Raw genomic sequence first — 22,443 nt, 5'->3', positions numbered from 1 at the left:
ATCATTTGAAAATGCTTTAGTGCATCCATAATTGCAGCTTCCTTTTCCGGCGGGCACTGTGGCACTTTCGCGTCTTCCTTCTTTGACAGATTATAATTCTGCCCCACATCTAGCCCGCACTTCCGCTTAACCTGGGAGATATACAGGCTGGACACCTTCAGGCCGTGCTTTTCCAGCACATAGGCTTTGATCTCATCATAAGTGGCTTTACTCTCCGCCGCTGTCAAATCCAGCTCGTCCAGATTCAACTCCACCTCGATATGTTGCTTGGCGTTAAGTTTGGACAAAAGAACCACCGTCTCAATGTGCTCCGTGTGGGGGAACATGTCCACCCCCTGGATGGACTCTGCCCGCCATCCCCGCGCGGCCAGATATTCCAGGTCCCGGCGCTGGGTCTCCGGGTTGCAGGAGATGTATACCGCACGGGCGGGGGACACCCGGCACAGGGCGTCCAGAAACACGGGGGAGCTGCCCGCCCGGGGCGGGTCCAGGAATACCACGTCCAGCTTCTCCCCCCGGGCGGCCATGCCGTCCAGGAAGGCGGCGGCGTCCCCGCAGAGGAAGCGGGCGTTGCGGATATTGTTGGCTTTGGCGTTCTCCCCGGCGCAGGCGGCGGCGCTCCGGTTCAGCTCCACCCCCACCACGCTGCCCGCGTGGGCGGCGGCGGACAGGCCGATGGTGCCCACGCCGCAGTAGGCGTCCAGCACCTGCTCCCTGCCGGTGAGCTGGGCGGCGGCAATGGCGGCGGAGTAGAGGACCTGGGTCTGCACCGGGTTGATCTGGTAGAAGCTGGAGGGGGAGATGCGGAACTTCACGCCGCAGAGCACGTCCTCAATATATCCTCTGCCGAAGAGAATTTTCTCCCGCTCCCCCAGCACGGCGCTGCCCGGCCTGGGGTTGACGTTCTGAGCCAGGGTGGCGACGGCGGGACACAGCTCCCGCACCCGGGCGGCAAAGGCGCGGGCGCCGGGCAGCACCGGCGACGCGGTCACCAGCACGGCCAGCACTTCGCCGGTGGTCAGGCTGTGGCGGCAGAGCACATGGCGGATAAGACCGGTGCGCCTGTTTTCGTCAAAGGGCTGGTAGCGGAACTCACGGGCGGCCTGCCGCACGGCGGCCACCGCCCGGTCCAGCGCCTCCTGGTGGAGGAGGCAGGATTCCACCGGTACCACACGGTGGGTGCCCTGGGCGTAGATGCCGCTGACCAGCGTTTTCCCCGGCCCCCAGGCGAAGGAGGAGATGACCTTGTTGCGGTAGTGCCAGGGGTGTTCCATGCCCAGAATGGGGGACACCGGGCCGAACTCCCCCAGCAGCTCCTCCAGCCGCCGCTGCTTCCGCCTCAGCTGCTCCCCGTAGGGCAGGGAGAGCATGGGGCAGCCGCCGCAGCCCCGCTTTTCCAGCGGGCAGCGCCCCGCCGCCCCGTTGTTTCCTTCCGTCTGTGCGCCCATGTCCGTCCTCCCGCAAACGGCCCGGAAGGCCTCTCTCCTCCGGGCGAAAATCAAATGTCGATACGTCTCAAAGTATAGCAGATATCCCGTCCCAATACCACAATAGTTTCCCTGAATTTTTTCCCTTTTTGACGCGGGTTTTGACAAAACGCCGTATGTGGCGGAATAAAAAGGAACGCACTTTCTCCTGCGCGGAGAAGAGGCGGGTCCGGAAGGCCGTACGTGCCGCCCGCGGGGAAGGGAAAGGGAAAAGGGCCTGTTTCAGACGCGCCGGAGGGGGAGAGATTGCATCTTTTTTGAAAGGAAAGAGGGAGAAAAAAGGCGTATCCTGTCTCTCACAAGATGGGGAATTGCCCGGCGGCGCCGGGCAGCGGCGGGGGAGGGGGATGCGCATGTATATTCAGACCATGGTTTTGGCGGCTTCCGGACTGGGGGTGGGGATCACGGTGGGCGTCCGGCCGGCAGGGCGGGCGCCGGAAGGGGCGGTGCTCTGTGCCGGGTACAGGCGGCAGGGCGTGGACCTGGGGACCCTGCGGAAGTTCCCCGGCGCCCGCCGGAAGGCCGGACGACAGGCCCTCCCGGCGGCATCCGGAGAACGGACAGCGGCCTGACAGACGAAAAGCCGGGCGGTATGCCGAATTTCGGCATACCGCCCGGCTTTAGTTTGCAGTGGAGTTGTTTCCAATGGCCATGACGTACACCTGGCAGGGGTTGTGCGCGTCCCACAGGGTAGGGAACACCTCAAATTCCTGAAAGCCCAGGCTGAGATAGAACCGGTTGGTGCGGTCGTAGATCTCATACCGGCCCATCTGCACGGTCTTGACCTGAAGAAAGGAGTAGCCTCGGGCCTGTGCATACGCTTTGGCCCGGTCAAAGAGAGCACGGCCCAGGCCATGCCGGTGGAAGGCGGGCATAATCCCCATCACCGCCAGCTCTGCGGTGGCCCTGCCCGTCTCCTTCAGGCAGAGAAAGCCTGCCGCCTGTCCGTCCGCATAGCAGGCGAAAAAGGGCTGGTCCACGCTCTCCCGGATGTATTCCTCCCGGGATTCCTCAATGCCGAACCACTCGGGCAGGGACTCCAGCACCCTGCGGGCGATGCGCTCCTTTTCTTCTCTGTCCTGAATCTGTTCTACCATTGTTTTCCTCCTTGGGTTTTACTCATTATAGTACTGGGCCTGGGCGTGCCACAGGGTGGCATAGGCGCCGCCCTCCTCTGCCAGCAGGGCCTCGTGGCTGCCCTGCTGGACGATCCGCCCGTCCTCAAACACGGCGATCTCATCGCAGAACTTGCAGGAGGACAGCCGGTGGCTGATATAGACGGCGGTCCTGTCCTCCACGATGTCGTTGAGCTTGGCGTAAATCTCCGCCTCGGCCACCGGGTCCAGTGCGGCGGTGGGCTCGTCCAGAATGAGGAAGGGGGCGTCCTTGTACAGCGCACGGGCGATGGCGATCTTCTGGGCCTCGCCGCCGGAGATATCCACGCCGTCCTCTGTCAGGTCCTTGTAGAGCCAGGTGTCCAGCCCCTGGGGCATGGAGGAGAGCCGGCCGCCGAATCCGGCGTCCTTCAGGCACTTCTCCGCCCGGGCGCGGTCGTACTCCGCCGCGCCCGCCACGTTCTCGCCCAGGGGCAGGGCCAGCAGCCTGAAGTCCTGAAAGACCACGGAGAAGATGCGCATATAGTCGTCATACCGGTACTTGCGGATGTCGATGCCGTTGAGCAGAATCTCCCCCTCCGTGGGGTCGTACAGGCGGCAGAGCAGCTTGATAAAGGTGGTCTTGCCGCTGCCGTTCCGGCCCACCACGGCCAGGCGGCTGCCCACCCGGAACCTGATGCTGACATGGCGCAGGGCCCACTGGTCGGTGTCCGGGTAGCGGAAGGACACGTCCCGGAACTCCACCTCGTACTTCCGGTCGGCGCGCTTCTCAGTGGTCAGGCTGCCCTGGTACATCCGGTTGGGGATGTCCAGATATTCAAAATTGGTCTCCAGGAACGTTCCGTTGGCCCGGATGTTGCCCATGGTCTCCAGCAGGGCGGACAGGCCCCGGAACAGCTGGGTGATGGCCCCCACATACTGGGTGACAGAGCCCACGCCGAAGGCCCCCGCCCAGGCCTTCAGGCACACAAAGACGTACACCAGGCCGGTGAGCACCACGGTCACGCACTGGGACAGGGCGTTGAGCAGCCCCATGGGGCCCCTGGCACAGCGGGCGATGGAGGAACTGGGAGAGAAACCGTTTTCCTGGGCAAGATAGGGCCCGCAGATGTTTTCCTGCTGCTGGTAAATGCGGATATCAGCCGCCCGGCTCTTGTCCTGGCTCAGAAATCCGTAAAAGCTGAACAGACGATTGCCCAGACGGGCTTCCTCTGCATAACTGACCCAATACTGGTCACCCCGGTTGCTGAGCATGGGGGAGACCACAGCGGCCAGCAGCAGCAGGCAGATCATGGCGGCGGCGCAGAGGGGGTGGTTGAGGAAGGGCAGGCCGCTGCCCGCGGAGACGGGGGAGAGGAACAGGCTGACCGACAGGCCCGCGCCGCCCAGAATCTGGACCACCGCCGTGACAAAGGACTCAAAATAGGAGATGGTATTGCGAATGCCCCAGCCAGCCCAGCTCTCGTTCTGCCGGATCTGGGAGTACAGGTCGAACACCGCCTGCCGGTCCACGTCGGCGTAGTCCAGCGCCATCATCTTGTCCATATAGAGCTGGTCGCCCAGCTGTCCGGCGCAGTCCCTGGCGTAGTTGGCCCAGCGGGTGAGCACCCCCTGGAGCAAGGCGCACGCCGCCGTGCAGGCCAGGGTGAGGACCACCCACCGGAGCAGCTGGTCCGGCCTGCGCTCTCCTGACAGCTCGTCGATGATACGGGCGGACAGGAAGATGGTCACATAGGGCGTGACCGCCGTAACCACGGAGGCGAGCAGGGTGGAGGCAAACACCTGGGGACAGAGTTTTTGCCAGATGCCCCACGCCCGCAGATTCAGCTTCCAGGCCGCCATATAGCCCAGCTTTTTCTCCTTATTCTCCATGGTGTTCGCCCCCTTCCCTGTAATACTGGCTCTGCACGTCAAAGAGCTTTGCGTAGCCGCCCCCACGGGCGAGCAGCTCATTATGGGTCCCCTCCTCGGCAATGCGCCCCTGCTCCAGGAACAGAATGCGGTCGCAGAACCGGGTGGAGGCCAGCCGGTGGGAGATGAACAGGGAGGTCTTGCCCTGAGTCATCCCGCTGTACTTTCGGTAGATGTCCTCCTCGGCGATGGGGTCCAGGGCGGCGGTTGGCTCATCGAGAACCAGGATGGGTCCGTCCTTGTACAGGGCTCTGGCCAGCATCAGCCGCTGGGTCTGGCCGCCGGACAGCTCCACGCCGTCCTCAAAGACTTGGCGGCCGATGGCGGTGTCCACCCCCTTGGGCAGGGACTCCACCTTTTCCGTCAGGCCCGCCTGGTCCAGGCAGGCCATGACCCGGTCAACGTCGATGCCCTCCACCCGCTGGGCCACGTTTTCCGCCACGCTGGCCTCCAGCACGGAGAAGTCCTGAAACACGGCGGAGAACAGCGCATAATAGGCCCGGCGGTCATAGCGGCGGATGTCCTCCCCGTTGAGAAGCACCCGGCCCTCGGTGGGGTCCAGAAAGCCGCAGACCAGCCGCACCAGGGTGGTCTTGCCCGCCCCGTTGAGGCCCACAATGGCCAGCTTTTCCCCGGGATGGATGGTCAGATTGATGTGCTGAAGGGTGTCCTTCTCCGCCTTGGGGTACCGGAAGGACACGTTCTCCAGCTTGATTTCGCAGGGAACGGCCAGGTCCTTGGGCAGAGGCTCCCCGTCCTCAAACCGGAAGGGCTCCGGGTACTCCAGATATTCCCGCACCGTGGAGATATCCAGGCTCTCCCGGTGGAGCTGGTTGAACATGTCCAGAATGCCGGTGACCCACTGGGTAAAGCCGCTGGCGGCGGTGAAGTAGAGCAGAAATTCCGCCGCGCTCATGCCGCCGGTCAGGGTGAGCCACAGGAGGTAGGCGTAGGCTGCGCCGTTGCGGATGAGGGTCAGCAGCAGGTCGGTCAGGTTGATCCACAGGTAGACCGACTCCCGCCTGCGGAGAAAGGCCCGGAACAGGGACATGGACTTGCGCCACACGTCGTTTATCCAGGGTCCCAGGCCGAACATGCGGATGTCCTTGGCGTAGGGGCGGCTGGTGGCAGTCCTGCGGATGTAGCCCATCTCCTTGATGGGCCTGGCGGCCTCCTCCCGGTGCCGGTAGCCCCAGCCGCTGATCTTCTTGTCCACAAAATACCCCGCCGCAGCGGTGACGGCGATGACGCAGAACAGAAGGGGATGCAGGCCGGACAGGATGGCCAGATAGACGGCAAAGCCCAGCAGGTTGGTGAGAATGGTGCTCCAGGTGGTCCAGATGTGCTCCGCAGCGGAATTGTTGCTGCAGCAGGCGTCGAAGGATTTGCCGGACAGGTCGTTAAACCGGGCGTCCATCAGGTTGGGGTAGGAGGTCTGAGCCAGCTTCAGGTTGATCCGGCCAAGCAGATCCGTGCGGACCTTAATCCGGCCGAACAGGGTGTTGGTGTCCAGATACCGCTTCAGGCCGGACAGGAGCAGCAGGAGCAGGGTAAACCCGGCGATGGTGAGAAGCAGGGACGCCAGCGGCGCGGCCTCCTCCACCCTGGAGAGCACCGCAGGGGCGATGAGCAGCTCGGCCACGGTCTGGCCGGCGGTGACCACCGCCAGCGCGATGCACAGAAAAATCACGCTGGGGCAGCTGCGCCAGGCGGCGGAGAGCATAAAGCCGGTGTTCTGCCACATGTTGTAGGGGGATTTCTTCTTTTCTTCCATCTCGGTCACCTCTGGTACCATTCTACCAAAGAAATCGTCCCCAGATCATTCTGGGGACGAATTGTCATGCTGGGGGGACGAATTGCAGCGCTCACGCCTGGGGGAGCAGAATCTCAGTGGTAAAGGCGCCGTCCTCGCTGTTGCGGCTGATGTACCCGCCCAGCCGCTCCACAATGGCGTCGATGCGCACCAGCCCGAAGCCGTGGCCCTCGCCCTTGGTGGTGCGGAACAGGCGCCCCACCTTGCGCAGCTTCTTCCCGGCGGTGAAATTGGTGAAGGAGATGTAGAGCTGGGTGTTCTTCATGTCCATGTACACCCGGATGAGCCGCTGTTCCTCCGGCAGCTGGAGGCTGGCCTCAATGGCGTTGTCAAAGAGGTTGCCCAGAATGCAGCACAGGTCAATCTCCGACGACTTCAGCTTCACCGGGATACAGGCGTCCGCCACCACCTGGATGCCCTTGGAGCGGGCCAGGGAGATCTTGGAGTTGAGGATGGCGTCGGCCATGGGGTTGCCGGTCTTGATGACCGTGTCCACCGTGGTCAGGTCCTGGTCCAGCAGGTCCAGGTACCGCCTGATGGCCTCCCAGTCCTCCGCGGCCGCATAGGCCTTCATGGTCTGGATGTGGTTGCGGTAGTCGTGCCGCCAGCCCCGGATCTGCCGGTACATATTGTCCACTTCCCGGTAGTGGGTCTCCACCAGCTCCTGCTGGTAGGAGGCGATCTGCCGGTCAATCCGCCTGGAAAAGAACCCCATGCCCAATCACCTCAGATTGATAATGGCCCGGTTTACGCCCTCATATGCCCCCCGGGGCAGGGGGATGGCGGTGCCGTCGCTGAGCCGGATCTCCGTTCTGGTCACCCGGCTGATCCGGGTCAGGTTCACAATGACCGACCGGCCCGCCCGGTAGAAGCGGCTGTCCAGCTGCCGCTCCAGCTCCCCCAGGGTCATCTTCACGGTGATTTCCCCGGCGGCGTGGATGGTCACATAGTTGCCCGACACGTCGGCGTACTTGATTTGATAGACGGGCACCCGCATCATCTCGCCGCCCGCCTCGAAGTTCAGGATCTTTTCGTTCCGGGAGAGCTTTTCCGCCGCCCGGTCCAGCACGGAGAACAGCTTGTCCTCCCGGACGGGCTTCATCAGATAGTGGAGGGCGGCCACGTCGTAGCCCTCGGCGATGTAGTCGGAGTAGCCGGTGACAAAGATAATCTGGACCGTCTCATTGTCCCGGCGCAGGGTTCGGGCCATGGTCACGCCGTCCATGGCCCCCATCTCAATGTCCAGGAGCAGGATGTCGTAGTCCTTCTCCTCGGCGTAGTGAAAGAGAAATTCCTCAGCGGAGGCGAAAAGAGCGGTCTGAAGGGTGTGTCCCCTGTCCGCCGCCCACCGGCCCGCCAGGGTGGACAGGTACTGCCGGTCCGCCGCCGAATCGTCACAAATGGCAATCTTATAGTTCATCGTTCCGCTGTCCTCCGGTTATCCGGGCGGCGCTCCCGCCGCCCGGGCAATTTCCGCTTCCGTCTGCCCGGTAATCCACTTTCCAAACACCCGGGAGTCCATGGCGGGCACATAGCCCAGGTCACGGCAGCCCAGCCTGGTCAGCAGCTCCATGCTGGGGGTGTTCTCCGGGTCGGTGAAGCAGAGAAATTCCCATTGGGGGAACCGGGCGTGGAGCAGATCCATGAGGGCGGTCAGGGCCTCAAAGGCGTAGCCCTGCCGCTGGTACAGGGGCGAGACGGTAAAGCCCAGGGAGATGGCGCCGTCCTGGGGCATCACCACAATCTCGCCCACCGGCTCGCCGGTGCTCCTGAGGGCCATCACGGCCATAAAGGGGGCGTCCACGGAAAAAACGTCGTCCCTGTGTTTTTCCACCAGAGCGGCAATCTCCACATATTCCGTGACCTGACCCCGCTGATACCGGGCGCAGCGGGGGTCAGAGCGCCAGGTGTAAATGGCGGCGGCGTCCTCCGATGTTACGGTACGGAGCGTCAGACGGGAAGTCTCGAGAAAAATCATAATTATTTGGTGAGCAGAACCACGCTCTCCACATGGGCGGTGCGGGGGAACATGTCCACCGCCTCGGCTTTGCGGAGGGCATAGCCCAGGGCGGCAAAGCGCTTCACATCCCGGGCCAGGGTGGCCGGGTCACAGGAGACGTACACAATCCGCTCCGGGGCCATGGCGGCAATGGTGTCCACCACGTCCTCGGCCAGGCCCTTCCGGGGCGGGTCCACGCACACCACGTCAGGCTTCACACCCCGGGCAGCCAAAGTGCGGGCGGCCTCGCCCGCGTCGCCGCAGAGAAACTCGGCGTTGTTCACCCCGTTGCGCAGGGCATTTCCCTTGGCGTCCTCCACCGCCTGGGGAACCACCTCGGCGCCGAACACCTTGCCCGCCTGCCGGGCCATCACCAGGCTGATGGTGCCGATGCCGCAGTACAAGTCCAGCACGGTCTCCCTGCCGGTGAGACCGGCAAAGTCCAGGGCACGGCCGTAGAGCACCTCCGCCTGATTGGCGTTGACCTGGTAGAAGGAGGGCACCGACAGCCGGAAGGTAAAGCCGCACAGGGTGTCTTCCAGCCAATCCTGGCCCCAGAGGGTGCGGTAGGAGTCGCCCAGAATGACGTTATTCTTCTTCTCGTTGACACCCAGCACCACGCCAACCAGCCCCGGCTCCACGTTCCGCAGGGCCCGGACCAGGGCCTCCTCCTGGGGCACCGACTTGCCGTTGACCAGCAGGCAGAACAGGGACTGCCCCGCCCGGTTCACCCGGACATACATATGGCGCACCAGCCCCCGACCGGTGGTTTCATCGTAGGCGGAGATGTTGTTCCACTGCATCCAGGACACCGCGGCGGCCCGGAGCCGGGCGGCGGTCTCCGGCTGGAGCAGGCAGTCCTCCACCGAGATGACCTGGTGGGTCCGCTGGCGGTAGAAACCCACCCGGGGGCCTTCCGGCCCGGGCTGAACCGGGAACTGGACCTTGTTGCGGTACCGGCGGGTGTCCTTTGCCCCGTGGATGACGGGCACCGTCACATCCAGCCCGGCGATGCGCCGCAGGCAGTCCTCCACCCGGATGCGCTTGGCCTCCAGCTCCTCGGCGTAGTTCATGTGCCGGAACTGGCAGCCGCCGCACTTGGTGTAGTGGATGCACTGGGGCATAATCCGGGCGGGGGAGGGCTGGAACACCCGCACCACCCGGCCGAACAGGTTGCTCCGGCCCACCTTCTCGATGCGCACGTCGCACTCCTCGCCCCGGACGCCCCCCTGGACAAAGACCACAATCCCGTCCAGCCGGGCCACGCCGGTGCCGTCGGCGGTGTACCCCTCGATGATGAGGCGGCACACGTCGTTTACCTTTATATTGCAGTTGAGCATAGTATCACCAAATTGTCAGAGTTGTCAGGCCCAGTCGGCCAGCAGGTCCCCGAACAGGCTCCGCTCCACCGGGAAGGTGGGCGCGCCGGCGGCGTTGGGGGCCAGGTCCTGGGGCTGGTAGAAAAAGACCACCGCGTCGGCGGTGAGGTAGAAGTTCTCCCGCTTGAACAGGCTCTCAGCCAGGGCGGTGTCGTAGGTAACGCCGTTGGCGTCCCCCTGGGCGGCCTGGCGGAGCACCTCCTTCAGGGCGATGGCGGCGGCGGCGTCCGGGTCGGTGAAGAAGTCGTCAAAGGCGAGCGCTTCGCCGGTGGTCAGGTCAAAGTGGTCGGCCATGTAGAGCAGGGTGGGATAGGTGCCGCCGGTGTGGCCGTAGTGGGTGCGGAGAATGCTCACCATCCGGCTGGTCTGGTGGGTGATCTCGTAGGTCTCCTCATCGGTGTAGTAGGTGAAGGCGTACCCCATGGACTTGGACAGGGCATAGTCCGCGTCGGCCTGGCCGGCGTTGGCCAGGGTGTCGCTCCGCAGGCCGGCGGACAGGTCCATATACCACTGGTTGATGGCCTCGTAGGCGGGCACCCCCTCGGCGTTCTCAATCAGGGGCAGCGAGAACTTGCCCTGAACCAGCAGCACGTCCTTGTCCGCGTCGTCGGACTGGGAGCACTGGCTCTCCTGAACGCCCCACACCGGCGCTTCCGCCTGGGCGGCCTGGCTCTCTGTGGGGGCGGGGGCGGCGGAAACCTCGGGCGTGGGCCGGGGGACCTGACTCCCCGTGGGGGACGGAGCGGACGAGGGGTGGGATGTGGGGTAGATCAGCTCCTGGGAGGACTGCGGGGAGGCTGGGGCGCAGGCAGAGAGCGCCAGCAGAAGTCCGGCGGCCAGAGAGAAAATTCGGCGTTTCATAGCAGCTCCTTTTCCGGTAAAGATGCAGATACCAATACAGAATATATTGTACCACCAAAGAAAAGCGGCGTAAATGGGGAAGAAAAAAACGGCGGAAGAAACGGGCGAAAACACCACAGAGCTCACATTTTTCCCTTTTCCGCCGGGACCGCCCGGTGTTATACTGAAAAAAACGCCCCCGGGCTTCCGGGGGACAGAGGGGGAGAACGTCTTGACAACAGAGGAGATTGTGACCATGGCCCTGGACTGCGGCTTTTCCCAGGCGGGGGCGGTCAATATGGAGGCGCTGGAGTTCCTGCCCGAGGTACGGGAGATGTGCGCGGCAGACCGGTGCCGCATGTACGGCCGGTGCTGGACCTGCCCGCCTGCCTGCGGCACGCTGGAGGAGACGGCCGCCCGGGCGGGACAGTACCGCCGGGGCATTCTGGTCCAGTCCACCGGGGAGCTGGAGGACGACTTTGACGTGGAGACCATGCAGGAGCTGGAGCGGCTGCAGAAGGAGCGCTTTTCCCGCCTGGTGGAGCGGCTGCGGGCCATTTGGCCGGACTGTCTGCCCATGGCCTCGGGGGCCTGCTCCATCTGCAAGACCTGCACCTACCCGGACGCGCCCTGCCGCTTCCCGGACAAGGCCATCCCCTCCATGGAGGCTTACGGGCTTTTCGTCTCCCGGGTCTGCGAGCAGTCGGGCATGAAGTACTACTACGGCCCCAGAACCATGACCTATACCTCCTGCGTGCTCATCGACTGAGCAGCGCGCCCCCGCCCGGGACGGGCGGGGGCGCTTTTTGCGGCAGGCCGGCGGACAGGATTTCCAAACCGCGCTTTTTTTCAGTGGAAATACCTGCCCGCGGGCGACAAAAACACTTTTTCCGCCCTCTGGTTTGTTCATAATTTCTACTTTTTTATTGGGGTGGTTTATGGTATACTGCTAACTTAGGAAATTCCGGCCGGGAGCCGTCTGGCCCGGGCCTTTGTCAATGCACGGAAGAAAGGTGAACGAGAAATGGGTAACCTGCTCAAGAAGATCTTCGGCACCAGCTCCCAGCGGAAGCTCAAGGAGATCGAGCCCCTTGTAAAGAAAATCGAGGCCCTGGAGGAGCCCTGCAAGGCCCTCACCGACGAGGAGCTCCGGGCTAAGACCGACGAGTTTAAGACCCGCCTGAAAAACGGCGAGACCACCGACGACATCCTGCCCGAGGCCTTTGCAGTCTGCCGGGAGGCCTCCTGGCGCGTGCTGGGCATGCGGCCCTACCGGGTGCAGCTCATCGGCGGCATCGTCCTCCACCAGGGCCGCATCGCCGAGATGAAGACCGGCGAGGGCAAGACCCTGGTGGCCACCCTGCCCGCCTACCTCAACGCCCTCACCGGAGAGGGCGTCCACATCGTGACGGTCAACGACTACCTGGCCAAGCGCGACAGCGAGTGGATGGGCAAGCTCTACCGCTTCCTGGGCCTGACCGTGGGCCTGGTCATCCACGAGGTGACCCCCGCTCAGCGCCACGCCGCCTATGCCGCCGACATCACCTACGGCACCAACAACGAGTTTGGTTTTGACTACCTGCGGGACAACATGGCCATCTACAAGCAGGAGATGGTCCAGCGGGGCCATGCCTTCGCCATCGTGGATGAGGTGGACTCCATCCTCATCGACGAGGCCCGTACCCCCCTGATTATCTCCGGTCAGGGCGACCAGTCCACCCAGCTCTACCAGATTGTGGACTCCTTTGTCTCCCGCCTGAAGGCCAAGAAGGTGGCCAGTGTGGATGAGAAGGAGGAGGAGGACCCCAACATCGACGCCGACTATGTGGTGGATGAAAAGGCCCGCACCGTCACCCTCACCGCCCGGGGCATCGAGAAGGCGGAGAAGGCTTTCAACATCGAGAACCTGGCCGACCCGGAGAACACCACCCTCTCCCACCACATCAACCAGGCCATCCGGGCCTGGGGCCTGATGCGCCGGGACAAGGACTATGTGGTCAAGGACGGCGAGGTCATCATCGTGGACGAGTTCACCGGCCGCCTGATGTACGGCCGCCGGTACTCCGAGGGCCTGCACCAGGCTATCGAGGCCAAAGAGAAGGTCCAGGTGGCCCGCGAGTCCAAGACCCTGGCCACCATTACCTTCCAGAACTACTTCCGCCTCTACGACAAGCTCTCCGGCATGACGGGCACCGCCATGACCGAGGAGGACGAGTTCAACGAGATCTACGAGCTGGACATCGTGGAAATTCCCACCAACAGGCCCCTGGCCCGCATCGACCACCACGATGTGGTCTACAAGACTGAGGCGGGCAAGCTCCGGGCCGTGGTCAAGCAGATTGAGGAGTGCCACGCCAAGGGCCAGCCCGTGCTGGTGGGCACCGTGTCCATCGAGAAGTCTGAGGAGCTCAGCGAGATGCTCCGCCGCAAGGGCATCAAGCACAACGTGCTCAACGCCAAGTTCCACGAGAAGGAAGCCGAGATTGTGGCCCAGGCCGGCAAGCTGGGGGCCGTCACCGTGGCCACCAACATGGCCGGCCGTGGTACCGACATCATGCTGGGCGGCAACGCCGAGTTCCTGGCCAAGAACGACCTGCGCAAGGCCGGGCTGTCCGACGAGCTCATCGCCGAGTCCACCGGCTACGCCGAGACCGACAATGAGGAGATCCTCAATGCCCGCAAGATGTTCGCCGAGGCCGAGGCCAAGTACAAGGAGGCCATCAAGGGCGAGGCCGAGAAGGTCCGCGCCGCCGGCGGCCTGTTCATCCTGGGCACCGAGCGCCACGAGTCCCGCCGTATCGACAACCAGCTCCGGGGCCGCGCCGGCCGCCAGGGCGACCCGGGCGAGAGCCGGTTCTACCTGTCCCTGGAGGACGACATCATGCGTCTGTTCGGCTCCGAGCGGGTGATGAGCATGATGGAGACCCTGGGCGTGGACGAGGACACTCCCATCGAGCAGAAGATGCTCACCAACGCCATTGAGTCCGCCCAGAAGCGGGTGGAGTCCAAGAACTTCCAGACCCGTAAGACGGTGCTGGAGTACGACGACGTGATGAACACCCAGCGCAAGGTCATCTACGAACAGCGCCGCAGGGTGCTGGACGGGGACAACCTCAAGGAGGCTGTCCAGAACATGATGCACACCGTGGTCTCCAACGCAATCCACGGCCACATGGGCGAGCAGAAGCACATGAACGCCGAGCAGTTCCGGGAGGCGGTGGCCCCCTTCCGGGGCGTGTTCCTCCACCCCGAGGAGCTCAAGCTTACCGACAAGGAGCTGGAGGGCTACACCGCCGATGAGCTGGTGGAGCTGGTGCTGGGCAAGGCACGGGACCTCTACGCCCGCAAGGAGCAGGAGCTGGGCGAGCCCCTCATGCGCGAGCTGGAGCGGGTGGTCATGCTCCGCGTGGTGGACGAGTACTGGATGGACGAGATCGACGCCATGACCGAGCTGCGCCAAGGCATCGGCCTGCGGGGCTACGGCCAGCACGACCCCGTTGTGGAGTACAAGCGGGAAGGCTACGAGATGTTTGAGAACATGATCGCCGCCATTCAGGAGGAGACGGTGCGCCGCCTGTTCCTGGCCCGGGTTAAGGTGGGCGGCGAGGTCAAGCGTGAGCGGGTGGCCAAGGTCACCGGCGAGAGCGGCGCCGACGACGGCACCGTGAAGAAGCAGCCCGCCAAGAAAGTGATCAAAATCGGCCGCAACGACCCCTGCCCCTGCGGCAGCGGCCTGAAGTGGAAGAAGTGCACCTGCAAGGAGTACCATCCCGACCAGCAGTAAGCAGTTCGGGAATTCCCAATAACCGACGCACCCGGGCGGGGCCCGGCAGCAGTGAAAAATGGAAAGTGAAACGTAATAAGGGCTGAAAACCTCCGGAGGGGGGAGATTCCTTCCCCCTCCGGGACCGCCTTTTGGTTTTTCCTTTCATTTTTCACTTTTCTTTTAGCCCCGGTTCCTACTCTGCTTTCCCGGCCGCAGAGTAGGAACGGCAGCGTGAACACGATGGATTTGTTCAGAGTCTTGTGTTATGCTTGATTACAATAGTAAAAAATACCATTATGACCTTTATGACCTTAATGAATGAATCTGCACTTGACCCGGCTGACTCTGCTTTGGGAACACAAAAGGAAATTGGGCGTGCTTTTAGAGGGGAGTATATGAACGTTACAGAGAAAACGGTAAACGGCGTCACCTTCGGACAGGGCGCCGATATGGGCCCCGGCGTGGTCCACGGCTTTTCCACCCGGCTGGGCGGCGTGTCCCAGGGTATCTACGCCTCCCTGAACCTGGGCGTAAACCGGGGGGACGACCGGCGGGCCGTGGAGGAGAATTACCGCCGTTTCTGCGCCGCTATCGGCGCGGATGTGGACAAAGTGGTGTTCTCCAGCCAGGTCCACGGGGACACGGTGCGGGTGTGCACCGCCGCCGACGGGGGCTCCGGCCTGAGGCGGAAGCCGGACTATGAGGCCGACGGCCTTATCACCGATGTGCCCGGGCTGTGTCTGGTGGTGTTTTCCGCCGACTGCCTGCCCATTCTCCTCCACGACCCGGTGCGCCGGGTGGTCTCTGCCGTCCACGCCGGATGGCGCGGCACTGCCAACGGCATTGTGGAGCGGGCCTGCGAAAAGATGCGGGACCTGTACGGCTGCCGCAGCGAGGACATTCGGGCCGCCATCGGCCCGGGCATCTCCCGCTGCTGCTTTGAGACCGGGGAGGATGTGCCCAACGCCATGACCGCCGCCCTGGGCGCCGGAGCGCTGAAGTTCATTGACCCCTGGCCAGGCGGCAAGTTCCGGGTGGATTTGAAGGGCATTAACGTCTACCGCCTGCTCCGGCAGGGGCTGACGGAGGACCACATCGCCGTGTCCCCCGACTGCACCGCCTGCCTCCACGAAAAATACTGGTCCCACCGGGTGACCAGGGGGGAGCGGGGCAGCCAGGGGGCGGCCATCGCCCTGACGGACTGACAGATAAGAACGGGGGGAGCGCACCATGAAGAAACTGAAGATTGAGCCGGGCGTGTGCGGGTTTACCGCCGTAGTGGAGGCCAATTTTGACGAGGACGAGGGCACTGTAAAGCTGAAGGTGGCCTCCGGCTGCAAGAGCGTGCAAAAGATGCTGGAGGACCTGGGGGATACCTTCGACAGCTATGAGCTGTGCCTGAAGAAGCCGGGGGAGGGGCCCCTGTATGACTACGCCCGTGCCCACTTTCCGGGCCACGCCGCCTGCCCGGTGGTGGCGGGCATCCTGAAATGCGCCGAGGCGGAGAGCGGGCTGGCCCTGCCCCGGGACGCCTCCTTCACCTTCCTGTGAGGGCCCGCCTGCCTGCCCTGCTGCTGAGCGGGGCCCTGCTGCTCTGCTGCGCCGCCTGCGCCCCGGAGACGGCGGAGGAGACCCCCGTCCCCACCACCCCTGCGCCCGTCCAGACGGCGGAACAGACCCAGCCTCAGATCGAGCAGCGGGAGTTTGTGTTGCCCTGCTACGCCGCTGAGTCCTTCCACCCCATCACCGGCGGCAACCGGACCAACCTGACCCTGGCTCCCCTGATGTACGAGGGGCTCTATGAGCTGGACCAGAGCTTTACCCCGTCGCCGGTGCTGTGCGCTTCGGCCCTGACCGATGAGACCGGGCTTATCTGGACCTTTACCCTGCGGGAGGGGATTACCTTCTCCGACGGCAGCCTGCTGACCGCCTCTGATGTGGTGTACTCCCTCCAGCTGGCCATGGGGGAGAACACCCCCTACGCCGGGCGCTTTTCCGGCGTGGCCGGCATCGCGGCGGGGGAGGGGAACACGGTGGTGATTACCCTGACCGCCCCCAACGGCGCCCTGCCCGCCCTGCTGGACATCCCCATTGTCAGGGAGACCGGGGGCACCCCGCTGGGCACCGGGCCCTATGTCCTCACCGGTGAAGGAGACAGCCTGGCCCTGGAGGCCAGAACCGGCTGGTGGAGAGGGGAGGAGGTGCCCCTGGAGCACATCCCGCTCTACGATGTGCGGGAGGCCGACGGCATGATCCACGCCTTTGACACCCAGGATATCTCCATGGTCGCCCTGGATATCACCGGCTCCAACGCCCTGGGCTACTCGGGCACCTATGAGGTTTGGGACTACGCCACGTCGGTGATGCTCTACATAGGCTACAACACCGCCTCCGGCCCCTGCGCCGGCCAGACGCTGCGCAGGGCCCTGTCCTACGGCTACGAGCGCTCGGCGGTGACCAAGTCCATTCTGTCCCAGCACGCCCGGGCGGCGGCCCTCCCCGTGTCCCCGGTGAGTCCTCTGTACGACGAGGCCCTGGCCGGAACCCTGGAGTACGCCCCCCAGACGGCGGAGCAGCTGCTGGAGGAGGCAGGGTGGAGCCTGGGGGCGGACGGCCTGCGCACCAACGGCTGGCAGAATCTGAGCCTTCGCTTTATCGTCAACACGGACAACACCTACAAGGTCTCCGCCGCGGAGTACCTGGCACAGGGGCTTGAGAAGCTGGGGGTGGCGGTACAGCTGGACAAGCTGGCCTGGGAGGACTATGTGGCCGCCCTGGCGGCAGGGGAATTTGATTTGTACCTGGGGGAGGTAAAGCTCACCGGCGACTTTGACCTGACCGCCCTCATCGCCCCGGAGGGGACGCTGAATTACGGCGGATACAGCGACGCTGACGCCCAGACTCTGCTGGCCGCCTTCCGGGCGGCAGGGGAGGGGCAGCGGGAGACAGCGGCCTCCGCCCTGTACGCCCGCCTGGCCGAGACGGCGCCCTTTACCCCCATCTGCTTTAAAAACTGGTCTGTGCTCACCCACTGGGGCAGCCTGACCGGCCTCTCTCCCACCCAGCAGAACGTTTTCTACGGACTGACCGGCTGGAAGATGGGATAACCAGAGGATTCACTGCCCGCAGGGCATTGAACATAGAGAATCAGAAATCAGAGAACCAGAGAGAATTGATTTGTTGGAGGAATGAAGATGGAACAGGTCTTCCGCTGCTATGTGGAGAAGCGGCCCGGATTTGACGTGGAGGCCATGGGAGTCATGCGGGAGCTGCGGGAGCAGCTGGGTATTTCCGCTCTCACCGGCGTGCGCATCCTTAACCGGTACGACGTGGACGGACTGGACGCCGCCGCCTGGCAGGCCGCCCGGGACACGGTGTTCTCCGAGCCCCAGTGCGACACGTTTTACGAAGAGGACATGCCTGCCCCCGGCGGCGTGTGCACCATTCTGGCGGTGGAGGCCCTGCCCGGCCAGTACGACCAGCGGGCCGACTCGGCCCAGCAGTGCATCCAGCTCCTCACCGGCGGCGAGCGGCCCCGGGTGGCCTGCGCCAAGGTCTACGTCCTCATGGGGGAACTGACTGAGAGAGATCTGAAGCGGATTAAGGGCTACCTCATCAACCCGGTGGAGTGCCGGGAGGCGGCCATGGAAAAGCCCGCCACCCTGGCCCAGGATTACCCCGTGCCCCCCGCCGTCAAGACCATCGGCGGCTTCACCGCTATGGACGACACCGCCCTGAACGCCATGCTGGGCGACTACGGCCTGGCCATGGACCTGAACGACCTGAAGTTCATGCAGGCCTATTTCCGTGACGAGGAGAAGCGGGACCCCACCGTCACCGAGCTGCGGGTGGTGGACACTTACTGGTCCGACCACTGCCGCCACACCACCTTTGGCACCCACATTGACAGCGCCGAGATTCTGGACGAAGAGGTGGCCCAGGCCTATCAGGAGTACCTGGCCGCCCGGGAGGAGGTCTACGGCCCTGAGAAGGCCGCCGTACGGCCCCAGACTCTGATGGACATGGCCACCCTGGGCGCCAAGGTGCTCAAGAAGCGGGGCGTGCTCACCGGCCTGGACGAGAGCGAGGAGATCAACGCCTGCTCGGTCCATGTCACCGCCACAGTGGACGGACAGGAGGAGGACTGGCTCCTCATGTTCAAGAACGAGACCCACAATCACCCCACTGAGATTGAGCCCTTCGGCGGCGCGGCCACCTGCATCGGCGGCGCCATCCGGGACCCCCTGTCCGGCCGTGCCTATGTGTACCAGGCCATGCGCATCACCGGCTGCGGCGACCCCCGGACCCCCCTGGACAAGACCCTGAGCGGCAAGCTGTCTCAGCGCAAGATTGCCCAGACCGCCGCCGCCGGCTACTCCTCCTACGGCAACCAGATTGGCCTGGCCACCGGCCAGGTGTCCGAAATCTACCACCCCGGCTATGTGGCCAAGCACATGGAGCTGGGCGCTGTGGTGGCCGCCGCCCCGGCAGAGCATGTGGTACGGCAGTGTCCCGCTCCCGGCGACGTGGTCATCCTGCTGGGCGGCCGCACCGGCCGTGACGGCATCGGCGGCGCCACCGGCTCCTCCAAGAGCCACAACCTGGAGAGCCTGGACACCATGGCCAGCGAGGTCCAGAAGGGCAACGCCCCCGAGGAGCGGAAGATCCAGCGGCTCTTCCGCCGGGGCGAGGTGACCCGCCTCATCAAGCGCTGCAACGACTTCGGCGCAGGCGGCGTCAGCGTGGCCATCGGCGAGCTGGCCGACGGCCTGTCCATCAGCCTGGACGCGGTGCGCAAGAAGTACGACGGCCTGGACGGCACTGAGCTGGCCATCTCCGAGAGCCAGGAGCGCATGGCCGTGGTGGTGGCCCCCGAGGACGCCGCCGCCTTCATCGCCGCCGCTGAGAGCGAGAACCTGGAGGCCTATCAGGTGGCCACCGTCACCGAGGACCCCCGCATGGTCATGACCTGGAACGGCCAGACCGTGGCCAGCCTGTCCCGGGCCTTCCTGTCCTCCAACGGCGCGGACAAGCACATTACCGTCGCCGTCCCCGCCCGCAGGGCCCATGTGAATGAGCTGCGGCCCTCCCGCCTGCGCCAGCTGGCCGGCGAGCTGGATCTGGCCACCCAGCGCGGCCTGGGCGAGCGGTTCGACGGCTCCATCGGCGCGGGCAGCGTGCTCATGCCCTTCGGCGGCGCGGGCCAGACCAGCCCCGCCCAGGCCATGGCCGCCCTGCTGCCTGTGGGCCCCGGCCACGAGACCGACACCTGCTCCGTTATGGCCTGGGGCTTTGACCCCGACCGGATGGAACGGGACCCCTTCAGCGGCGCCCAGGCCTCCGTGGTGGAGTCCCTGGCCCGGCTGGTGGCCTCCGGCTGCGATTACACAAAGGCCTATCTCACCTTCCAGGAATACTTTGAGAAGCTGCGCACTGACCCTGAGCGATGGGGCAAGCCCTTCCAGGCCCTGCTGGGCGCCCTGCGGGCCCAGCTGAGGCTGGGCGTGGCCGCCATCGGCGGCAAGGACTCCATGTCCGGCTCCTTCCTGGACCTGGATGTGCCGCCCACTCTGGTCTCCTTTGCCATCGCCCCCGCCAGGGCAGGAGAGGTCATCTCCCCCGAGTTCAAGGCGGGCGGACACCCGGTCTACCTGTTCCAGAGCGTGGCCTATGACGACTACGACAGCCTGAAAAAAACATGGGAGACCTTCCACGATCTTTGCCGGGCGGGCAGAGTATGCTCCGCCTGGGCTGTTGGCAGCGGCGGCCTGGCCGAGGGCATTATGAAGATGTCCTTCGGCAACCGGGTGGGCTTTAAGGCCGATCCCTCTGCTGAGAGCAGCCTGTTCTACACCGGCATGTGCGGCGCCATTCTGGCCGAGTGCGACGGCCCGGTGCCCGGCGGCGTGCTGGTGGGACATACCACCGACACCGCGATGATTGTCCTGGGCGGCGAATCCGTCACCGTGGACCAGCTGCTCTCCATCAGCGAGGGCGTGCTGGAGGAGGTGTACCCCACCCGGGCCGGAGCGCCCGGCAAGGTGGAGACCATCTCCTGGACCGGCCGGTCCCCCGCGGTGTGCGCCCACAAGACGGCCCGGCCCCGGGCGGTTATCCCCGTGTTCCCCGGCACCAACTGCGAATACGACACCGCCGCCGCCTGCCTCCGGGCGGGCATTGAGCCGGAGATCCTGGTGGTGCGCAACGGCGGCACCGCTCAGCTCCGGGAGTCCGCCCAGGCCCTGGAGGCGGCCATCCGCCGCAGCCAGATGATCGTGGTGCCCGGCGGCTTCTCCGGCGGCGACGAGCCCGACGGATCGGGCAAGTTCATTGCCTCCTTCTTCCGCAGCGGCCCCATCACCGACGCAGTCCACGACCTGCTCAAGCACCGGGACGGACTGATGCTGGGCATCTGCAACGGCTTCCAGGCCCTCATCAAGCTGGGTCTGGTGCCCTACGGCGAGATCCGTCCCATGGACGATACCTGCCCCACTCTGACCTATAACCTTATCGGCCGCCACCAGAGCCGGTATGTCACCACCCGGGTGGCCAGCGTCAACTCCCCCTGGATGCTCAAGAGCCGGGTGGGCGACCTCCACGCCATCCCCGTCTCCCACGGCGAGGGCCGCTTCGTGGCCCCCGAGGGCCTGCTGAAGGACCTCATCGCCAAAGGCCAGGTGGCCACCCAGTACGTGGACGCCGCCGGTGTTCCCTCCATGGACATCACCGTCAACCCCAACGGCTCCATGGAGGCGGTGGAGGGCATCTTCTCCCCCGACGGCCGGGTCTTCGGCAAGATGGGCCACAGCGAGCGCCGCGGTCCCTGGGTCGCCCGCAACATTCCCGGCGACAAGCACCAGCCCCTCTTTGAGAGCGGCGCGGAGTACTTCAAGTAAACCCAACTTCCCGGCAGGGAGAGCCGCAGCGCGGCTCTCCCTGTTTTTTTAGTGTTTTTTAATCCTTCCCATATGGAGGATTTAACCCTGTGGTGGTACAATTCCATCAACAAAACAAAGGAGGCATCCTGTATGGTGACACTGATTGTGGGCTGTTTTGTGGCCGTTATTCTGCTGGCGCTGGTGCTGAGCATTCTCAGCGTGCCTGTGATGATTATCCTGGCTCTGGCGCCCTGGGCCCTGGCTCTGGCCGGCGTGGTGCTGCTGGTGAAAGCCCTGACTGAGAAGCCCATGCGCTGGGAGAACTTCATGCCCGCCGTGGTGGCCTTTCTCCTCTCCGGACTTATCCGCTGGATTTTCTGAGCCTGAAGGAGAAAGCAGCGTGAGAAACCTGAGAGTCAAGCGGGCGGCCGGGGTGCTGCTGTCCCTGGCGCTTATGCTGTCCCTGGCCGCCTGCGGACAGGAGCGGGAAATCGTGGTGCCCGACCTGCCGGCGGAGACGGCCCAGCCCGGGCACATCTACCTCTACGGCGAGACTCACGGCGTCCCCGCCATCCTGGACAAGGAGCTGGAGCTCTGGCAGGACTATTACGCCCAGGGAATGCGCCATCTCTTTGTAGAACTGCCCTGGTACACGGCGGACTTCCTGAACCAGTGGATGACGGCGGAGGACGACGCCATTCTGGACGCCGTCTATGACGACTGGAACGGAACCCTCTCCCATAACCCGGACATAAAGTCGTTCTACCAGGCTATCAAAGAGACCTGTCCCGAGACGGTGTTTCACGGCATTGACGTGGGGCACCAGTCCGACACCACGGGGGCGCGCTACCTGGACACGCTGCGGGACGCCGGGGAAGCGGACAGCGCCGCATACCGGGCCGCAGAGGCCTGTATCAGCCAGGGGGAGACCTACTACGGAAACATGGGGCCAGAGGGCGAGGCGTACCGGGAAAACACCATGTACGAGAACTTCTGCGCCGCCTACGACAGCCTGGACGGCGCGTCCGTCATGGCCATCTGCGGCAGCATGCACACCGACCCGGACGCGGTGGAGCCGGACAGCGGCGTGCCCACCATGGCGGCCCAGCTTGCAGCGGCCTACGGGGACAAACTGCACGCCGCAGCGCTGGACGGCAGCGGGGAGGATGGCGCCGCTGCCGGCGGCTGAGCGCCGTTTTCCTGAAGGTTTTCTTACGTTTCCGCTATCGCCTTGACTTCTCCGCCCCCATGCGGC

Annotated in this window: 18 protein-coding genes; 9 read left to right on the top strand and 9 right to left on the bottom strand. The window is 64.5% G+C overall.

The annotated features are described in order from the left end of the window. On the bottom strand, positions 1 to 1,448 hold a 1,448-nt coding region (gene rlmD, locus Q0K06_RS06370; RefSeq protein ID WP_294550091.1), incomplete at its 3' end, for a 23S rRNA (uracil(1939)-C(5))-methyltransferase RlmD. Between the two features lie 392 nt (positions 1,449 to 1,840). Here rlmD (Q0K06_RS06370) and Q0K06_RS06365 point away from each other — a divergent pair. Then, on the top strand, positions 1,841 to 2,059 hold the full coding sequence (locus tag Q0K06_RS06365) for a hypothetical protein (RefSeq protein WP_294550088.1): 219 nt from the start codon (positions 1,841 to 1,843) through the stop codon (positions 2,057 to 2,059). A 48-nt stretch (positions 2,060 to 2,107) separates the two neighbouring features. Here the strand turns inward: Q0K06_RS06365 and Q0K06_RS06360 are convergent, their stop codons facing one another. From Q0K06_RS06360 to Q0K06_RS06325, 8 genes are all read right to left on the bottom strand, one after another. Continuing rightward, positions 2,108 to 2,584: a GNAT family N-acetyltransferase gene (locus Q0K06_RS06360; protein ID WP_294550085.1), complete on the bottom strand. Its 477-nt coding sequence runs from the start codon at positions 2,582 to 2,584 to the stop codon at positions 2,108 to 2,110. An 18-nt stretch (positions 2,585 to 2,602) separates the two neighbouring features. Continuing rightward, positions 2,603 to 4,474 (bottom strand): ABC transporter ATP-binding protein, encoded by a 1,872-nt coding sequence (locus tag Q0K06_RS06355; RefSeq protein ID WP_294550082.1) that lies wholly within the window; start codon positions 4,472 to 4,474, stop codon positions 2,603 to 2,605. Then, a complete protein-coding gene (locus Q0K06_RS06350; protein WP_294550079.1) occupies positions 4,464 to 6,287 on the bottom strand; it encodes an ABC transporter ATP-binding protein in 1,824 nt (607 codons plus the stop codon). The genes Q0K06_RS06355 and Q0K06_RS06350 overlap by 11 nt, the downstream gene beginning before the upstream one ends. Before the next feature lie 91 nt (positions 6,288 to 6,378). Then, positions 6,379 to 7,041: an ATP-binding protein gene (locus Q0K06_RS06345; RefSeq protein WP_294550076.1), complete on the bottom strand. Its 663-nt coding sequence runs from the start codon at positions 7,039 to 7,041 to the stop codon at positions 6,379 to 6,381. Between the two features lie 6 nt (positions 7,042 to 7,047). Beyond that, positions 7,048 to 7,746, bottom strand: coding sequence for a LytTR family DNA-binding domain-containing protein (locus Q0K06_RS06340; protein ID WP_294550072.1), 699 nt, complete (start codon positions 7,744 to 7,746; stop codon positions 7,048 to 7,050). An 18-nt stretch (positions 7,747 to 7,764) separates the two neighbouring features. Beyond that, positions 7,765 to 8,304, bottom strand: coding sequence for a GNAT family N-acetyltransferase (locus Q0K06_RS06335; RefSeq protein WP_294550067.1), 540 nt, complete (start codon positions 8,302 to 8,304; stop codon positions 7,765 to 7,767). A gap of 2 nt (positions 8,305 to 8,306) precedes the next feature. Then, positions 8,307 to 9,665 carry a 23S rRNA (uracil(1939)-C(5))-methyltransferase RlmD gene (gene rlmD / locus Q0K06_RS06330; protein WP_294550064.1) on the bottom strand — a complete coding sequence of 453 codons (1,359 nt, stop codon included), beginning with the start codon at positions 9,663 to 9,665 and terminating at the stop codon, positions 8,307 to 8,309. A 24-nt stretch (positions 9,666 to 9,689) separates the two neighbouring features. Further along, positions 9,690 to 10,565: a DUF3298 domain-containing protein gene (locus Q0K06_RS06325; RefSeq protein WP_294550061.1), complete on the bottom strand. Its 876-nt coding sequence runs from the start codon at positions 10,563 to 10,565 to the stop codon at positions 9,690 to 9,692. A 211-nt stretch (positions 10,566 to 10,776) separates the two neighbouring features. On the opposite strand from Q0K06_RS06325, the gene Q0K06_RS06320 reads away from it, so the two are divergent. The 8 genes from Q0K06_RS06320 (at position 10,777) to Q0K06_RS06285 (ending at position 22,377) form a co-directional block, all read left to right on the top strand. Further along, positions 10,777 to 11,313: a DUF2284 domain-containing protein gene (locus Q0K06_RS06320; RefSeq protein WP_294550058.1), complete on the top strand. Its 537-nt coding sequence runs from the start codon at positions 10,777 to 10,779 to the stop codon at positions 11,311 to 11,313. A 255-nt stretch (positions 11,314 to 11,568) separates the two neighbouring features. After that, positions 11,569 to 14,328: a preprotein translocase subunit SecA gene (secA, locus tag Q0K06_RS06315; protein WP_294550055.1), complete on the top strand. Its 2,760-nt coding sequence runs from the start codon at positions 11,569 to 11,571 to the stop codon at positions 14,326 to 14,328. A 377-nt stretch (positions 14,329 to 14,705) separates the two neighbouring features. Next, positions 14,706 to 15,515, top strand: a complete 810-nt coding sequence (gene pgeF, locus Q0K06_RS06310) for a peptidoglycan editing factor PgeF (RefSeq protein ID WP_294550053.1) — start codon at positions 14,706 to 14,708, stop codon at positions 15,513 to 15,515. A 25-nt stretch (positions 15,516 to 15,540) separates the two neighbouring features. Then, positions 15,541 to 15,861, top strand: a complete 321-nt coding sequence (locus Q0K06_RS06305) for a hypothetical protein (protein WP_294550051.1) — start codon at positions 15,541 to 15,543, stop codon at positions 15,859 to 15,861. Then, positions 15,858 to 17,417 carry a peptide ABC transporter substrate-binding protein gene (locus Q0K06_RS06300; RefSeq protein WP_294550049.1) on the top strand — a complete coding sequence of 520 codons (1,560 nt, stop codon included), beginning with the start codon at positions 15,858 to 15,860 and terminating at the stop codon, positions 17,415 to 17,417. Before Q0K06_RS06305 ends, Q0K06_RS06300 begins: the two co-directional genes overlap by 4 nt. Before the next feature lie 81 nt (positions 17,418 to 17,498). Then, positions 17,499 to 21,206, top strand: coding sequence for a phosphoribosylformylglycinamidine synthase (locus tag Q0K06_RS06295; RefSeq protein ID WP_294550047.1), 3,708 nt, complete (start codon positions 17,499 to 17,501; stop codon positions 21,204 to 21,206). A 132-nt stretch (positions 21,207 to 21,338) separates the two neighbouring features. Further along, positions 21,339 to 21,569 carry a phage-shock protein gene (locus tag Q0K06_RS06290; protein WP_294550043.1) on the top strand — a complete coding sequence of 77 codons (231 nt, stop codon included), beginning with the start codon at positions 21,339 to 21,341 and terminating at the stop codon, positions 21,567 to 21,569. 19 nt (positions 21,570 to 21,588) lie between these two features. Next, the gene (locus tag Q0K06_RS06285) at positions 21,589 to 22,377 is read left to right on the top strand and encodes a hypothetical protein (protein ID WP_294550041.1); all 789 of its coding nucleotides are present in this window, start codon (positions 21,589 to 21,591) and stop codon (positions 22,375 to 22,377) included. The last annotated feature ends 66 nt before the right edge of the window (positions 22,378 to 22,443 follow it).

Origin of the sequence: uncultured Pseudoflavonifractor sp., assembly GCF_944387805.1 — a bacterium.
Lineage (GTDB): Bacteria > Bacillota > Clostridia > Oscillospirales > Oscillospiraceae > Pseudoflavonifractor.
This window is presented reverse-complemented; position numbering and strand designations above follow the sequence as displayed.

What these genes read in the sequence shown, in the direction of transcription:
- secA (WP_294550055.1), top strand. Translation starts at nt 11,569, where the DNA reads ATGGGTAACCTGCTCAAGAAGATCTTCGGCACCAGCTCCCAGCGGAAG.
- Q0K06_RS06350 (WP_294550079.1), bottom strand. Translation starts at nt 6,287, where the DNA reads ATGGAAGAAAAGAAGAAATCCCCCTACAACATGTGGCAGAACACCGGC.
- pgeF (WP_294550053.1), top strand. Translation starts at nt 14,706, where the DNA reads ATGAACGTTACAGAGAAAACGGTAAACGGCGTCACCTTCGGACAGGGC.
- Q0K06_RS06355 (WP_294550082.1), bottom strand. Translation starts at nt 4,474, where the DNA reads ATGGAGAATAAGGAGAAAAAGCTGGGCTATATGGCGGCCTGGAAGCTG.
- Q0K06_RS06295 (WP_294550047.1), top strand. Translation starts at nt 17,499, where the DNA reads ATGAAGATGGAACAGGTCTTCCGCTGCTATGTGGAGAAGCGGCCCGGA.
- Q0K06_RS06360 (WP_294550085.1), bottom strand. Translation starts at nt 2,584, where the DNA reads ATGGTAGAACAGATTCAGGACAGAGAAGAAAAGGAGCGCATCGCCCGC.
- Q0K06_RS06340 (WP_294550072.1), bottom strand. Translation starts at nt 7,746, where the DNA reads ATGAACTATAAGATTGCCATTTGTGACGATTCGGCGGCGGACCGGCAG.
- Q0K06_RS06325 (WP_294550061.1), bottom strand. Translation starts at nt 10,565, where the DNA reads ATGAAACGCCGAATTTTCTCTCTGGCCGCCGGACTTCTGCTGGCGCTC.
- rlmD (WP_294550064.1), bottom strand. Translation starts at nt 9,665, where the DNA reads ATGCTCAACTGCAATATAAAGGTAAACGACGTGTGCCGCCTCATCATC.
- Q0K06_RS06305 (WP_294550051.1), top strand. Translation starts at nt 15,541, where the DNA reads ATGAAGAAACTGAAGATTGAGCCGGGCGTGTGCGGGTTTACCGCCGTA.
- Q0K06_RS06335 (WP_294550067.1), bottom strand. Translation starts at nt 8,304, where the DNA reads ATGATTTTTCTCGAGACTTCCCGTCTGACGCTCCGTACCGTAACATCG.
- Q0K06_RS06365 (WP_294550088.1), top strand. Translation starts at nt 1,841, where the DNA reads ATGTATATTCAGACCATGGTTTTGGCGGCTTCCGGACTGGGGGTGGGG.
- Q0K06_RS06290 (WP_294550043.1), top strand. Translation starts at nt 21,339, where the DNA reads ATGGTGACACTGATTGTGGGCTGTTTTGTGGCCGTTATTCTGCTGGCG.
- Q0K06_RS06345 (WP_294550076.1), bottom strand. Translation starts at nt 7,041, where the DNA reads ATGGGGTTCTTTTCCAGGCGGATTGACCGGCAGATCGCCTCCTACCAG.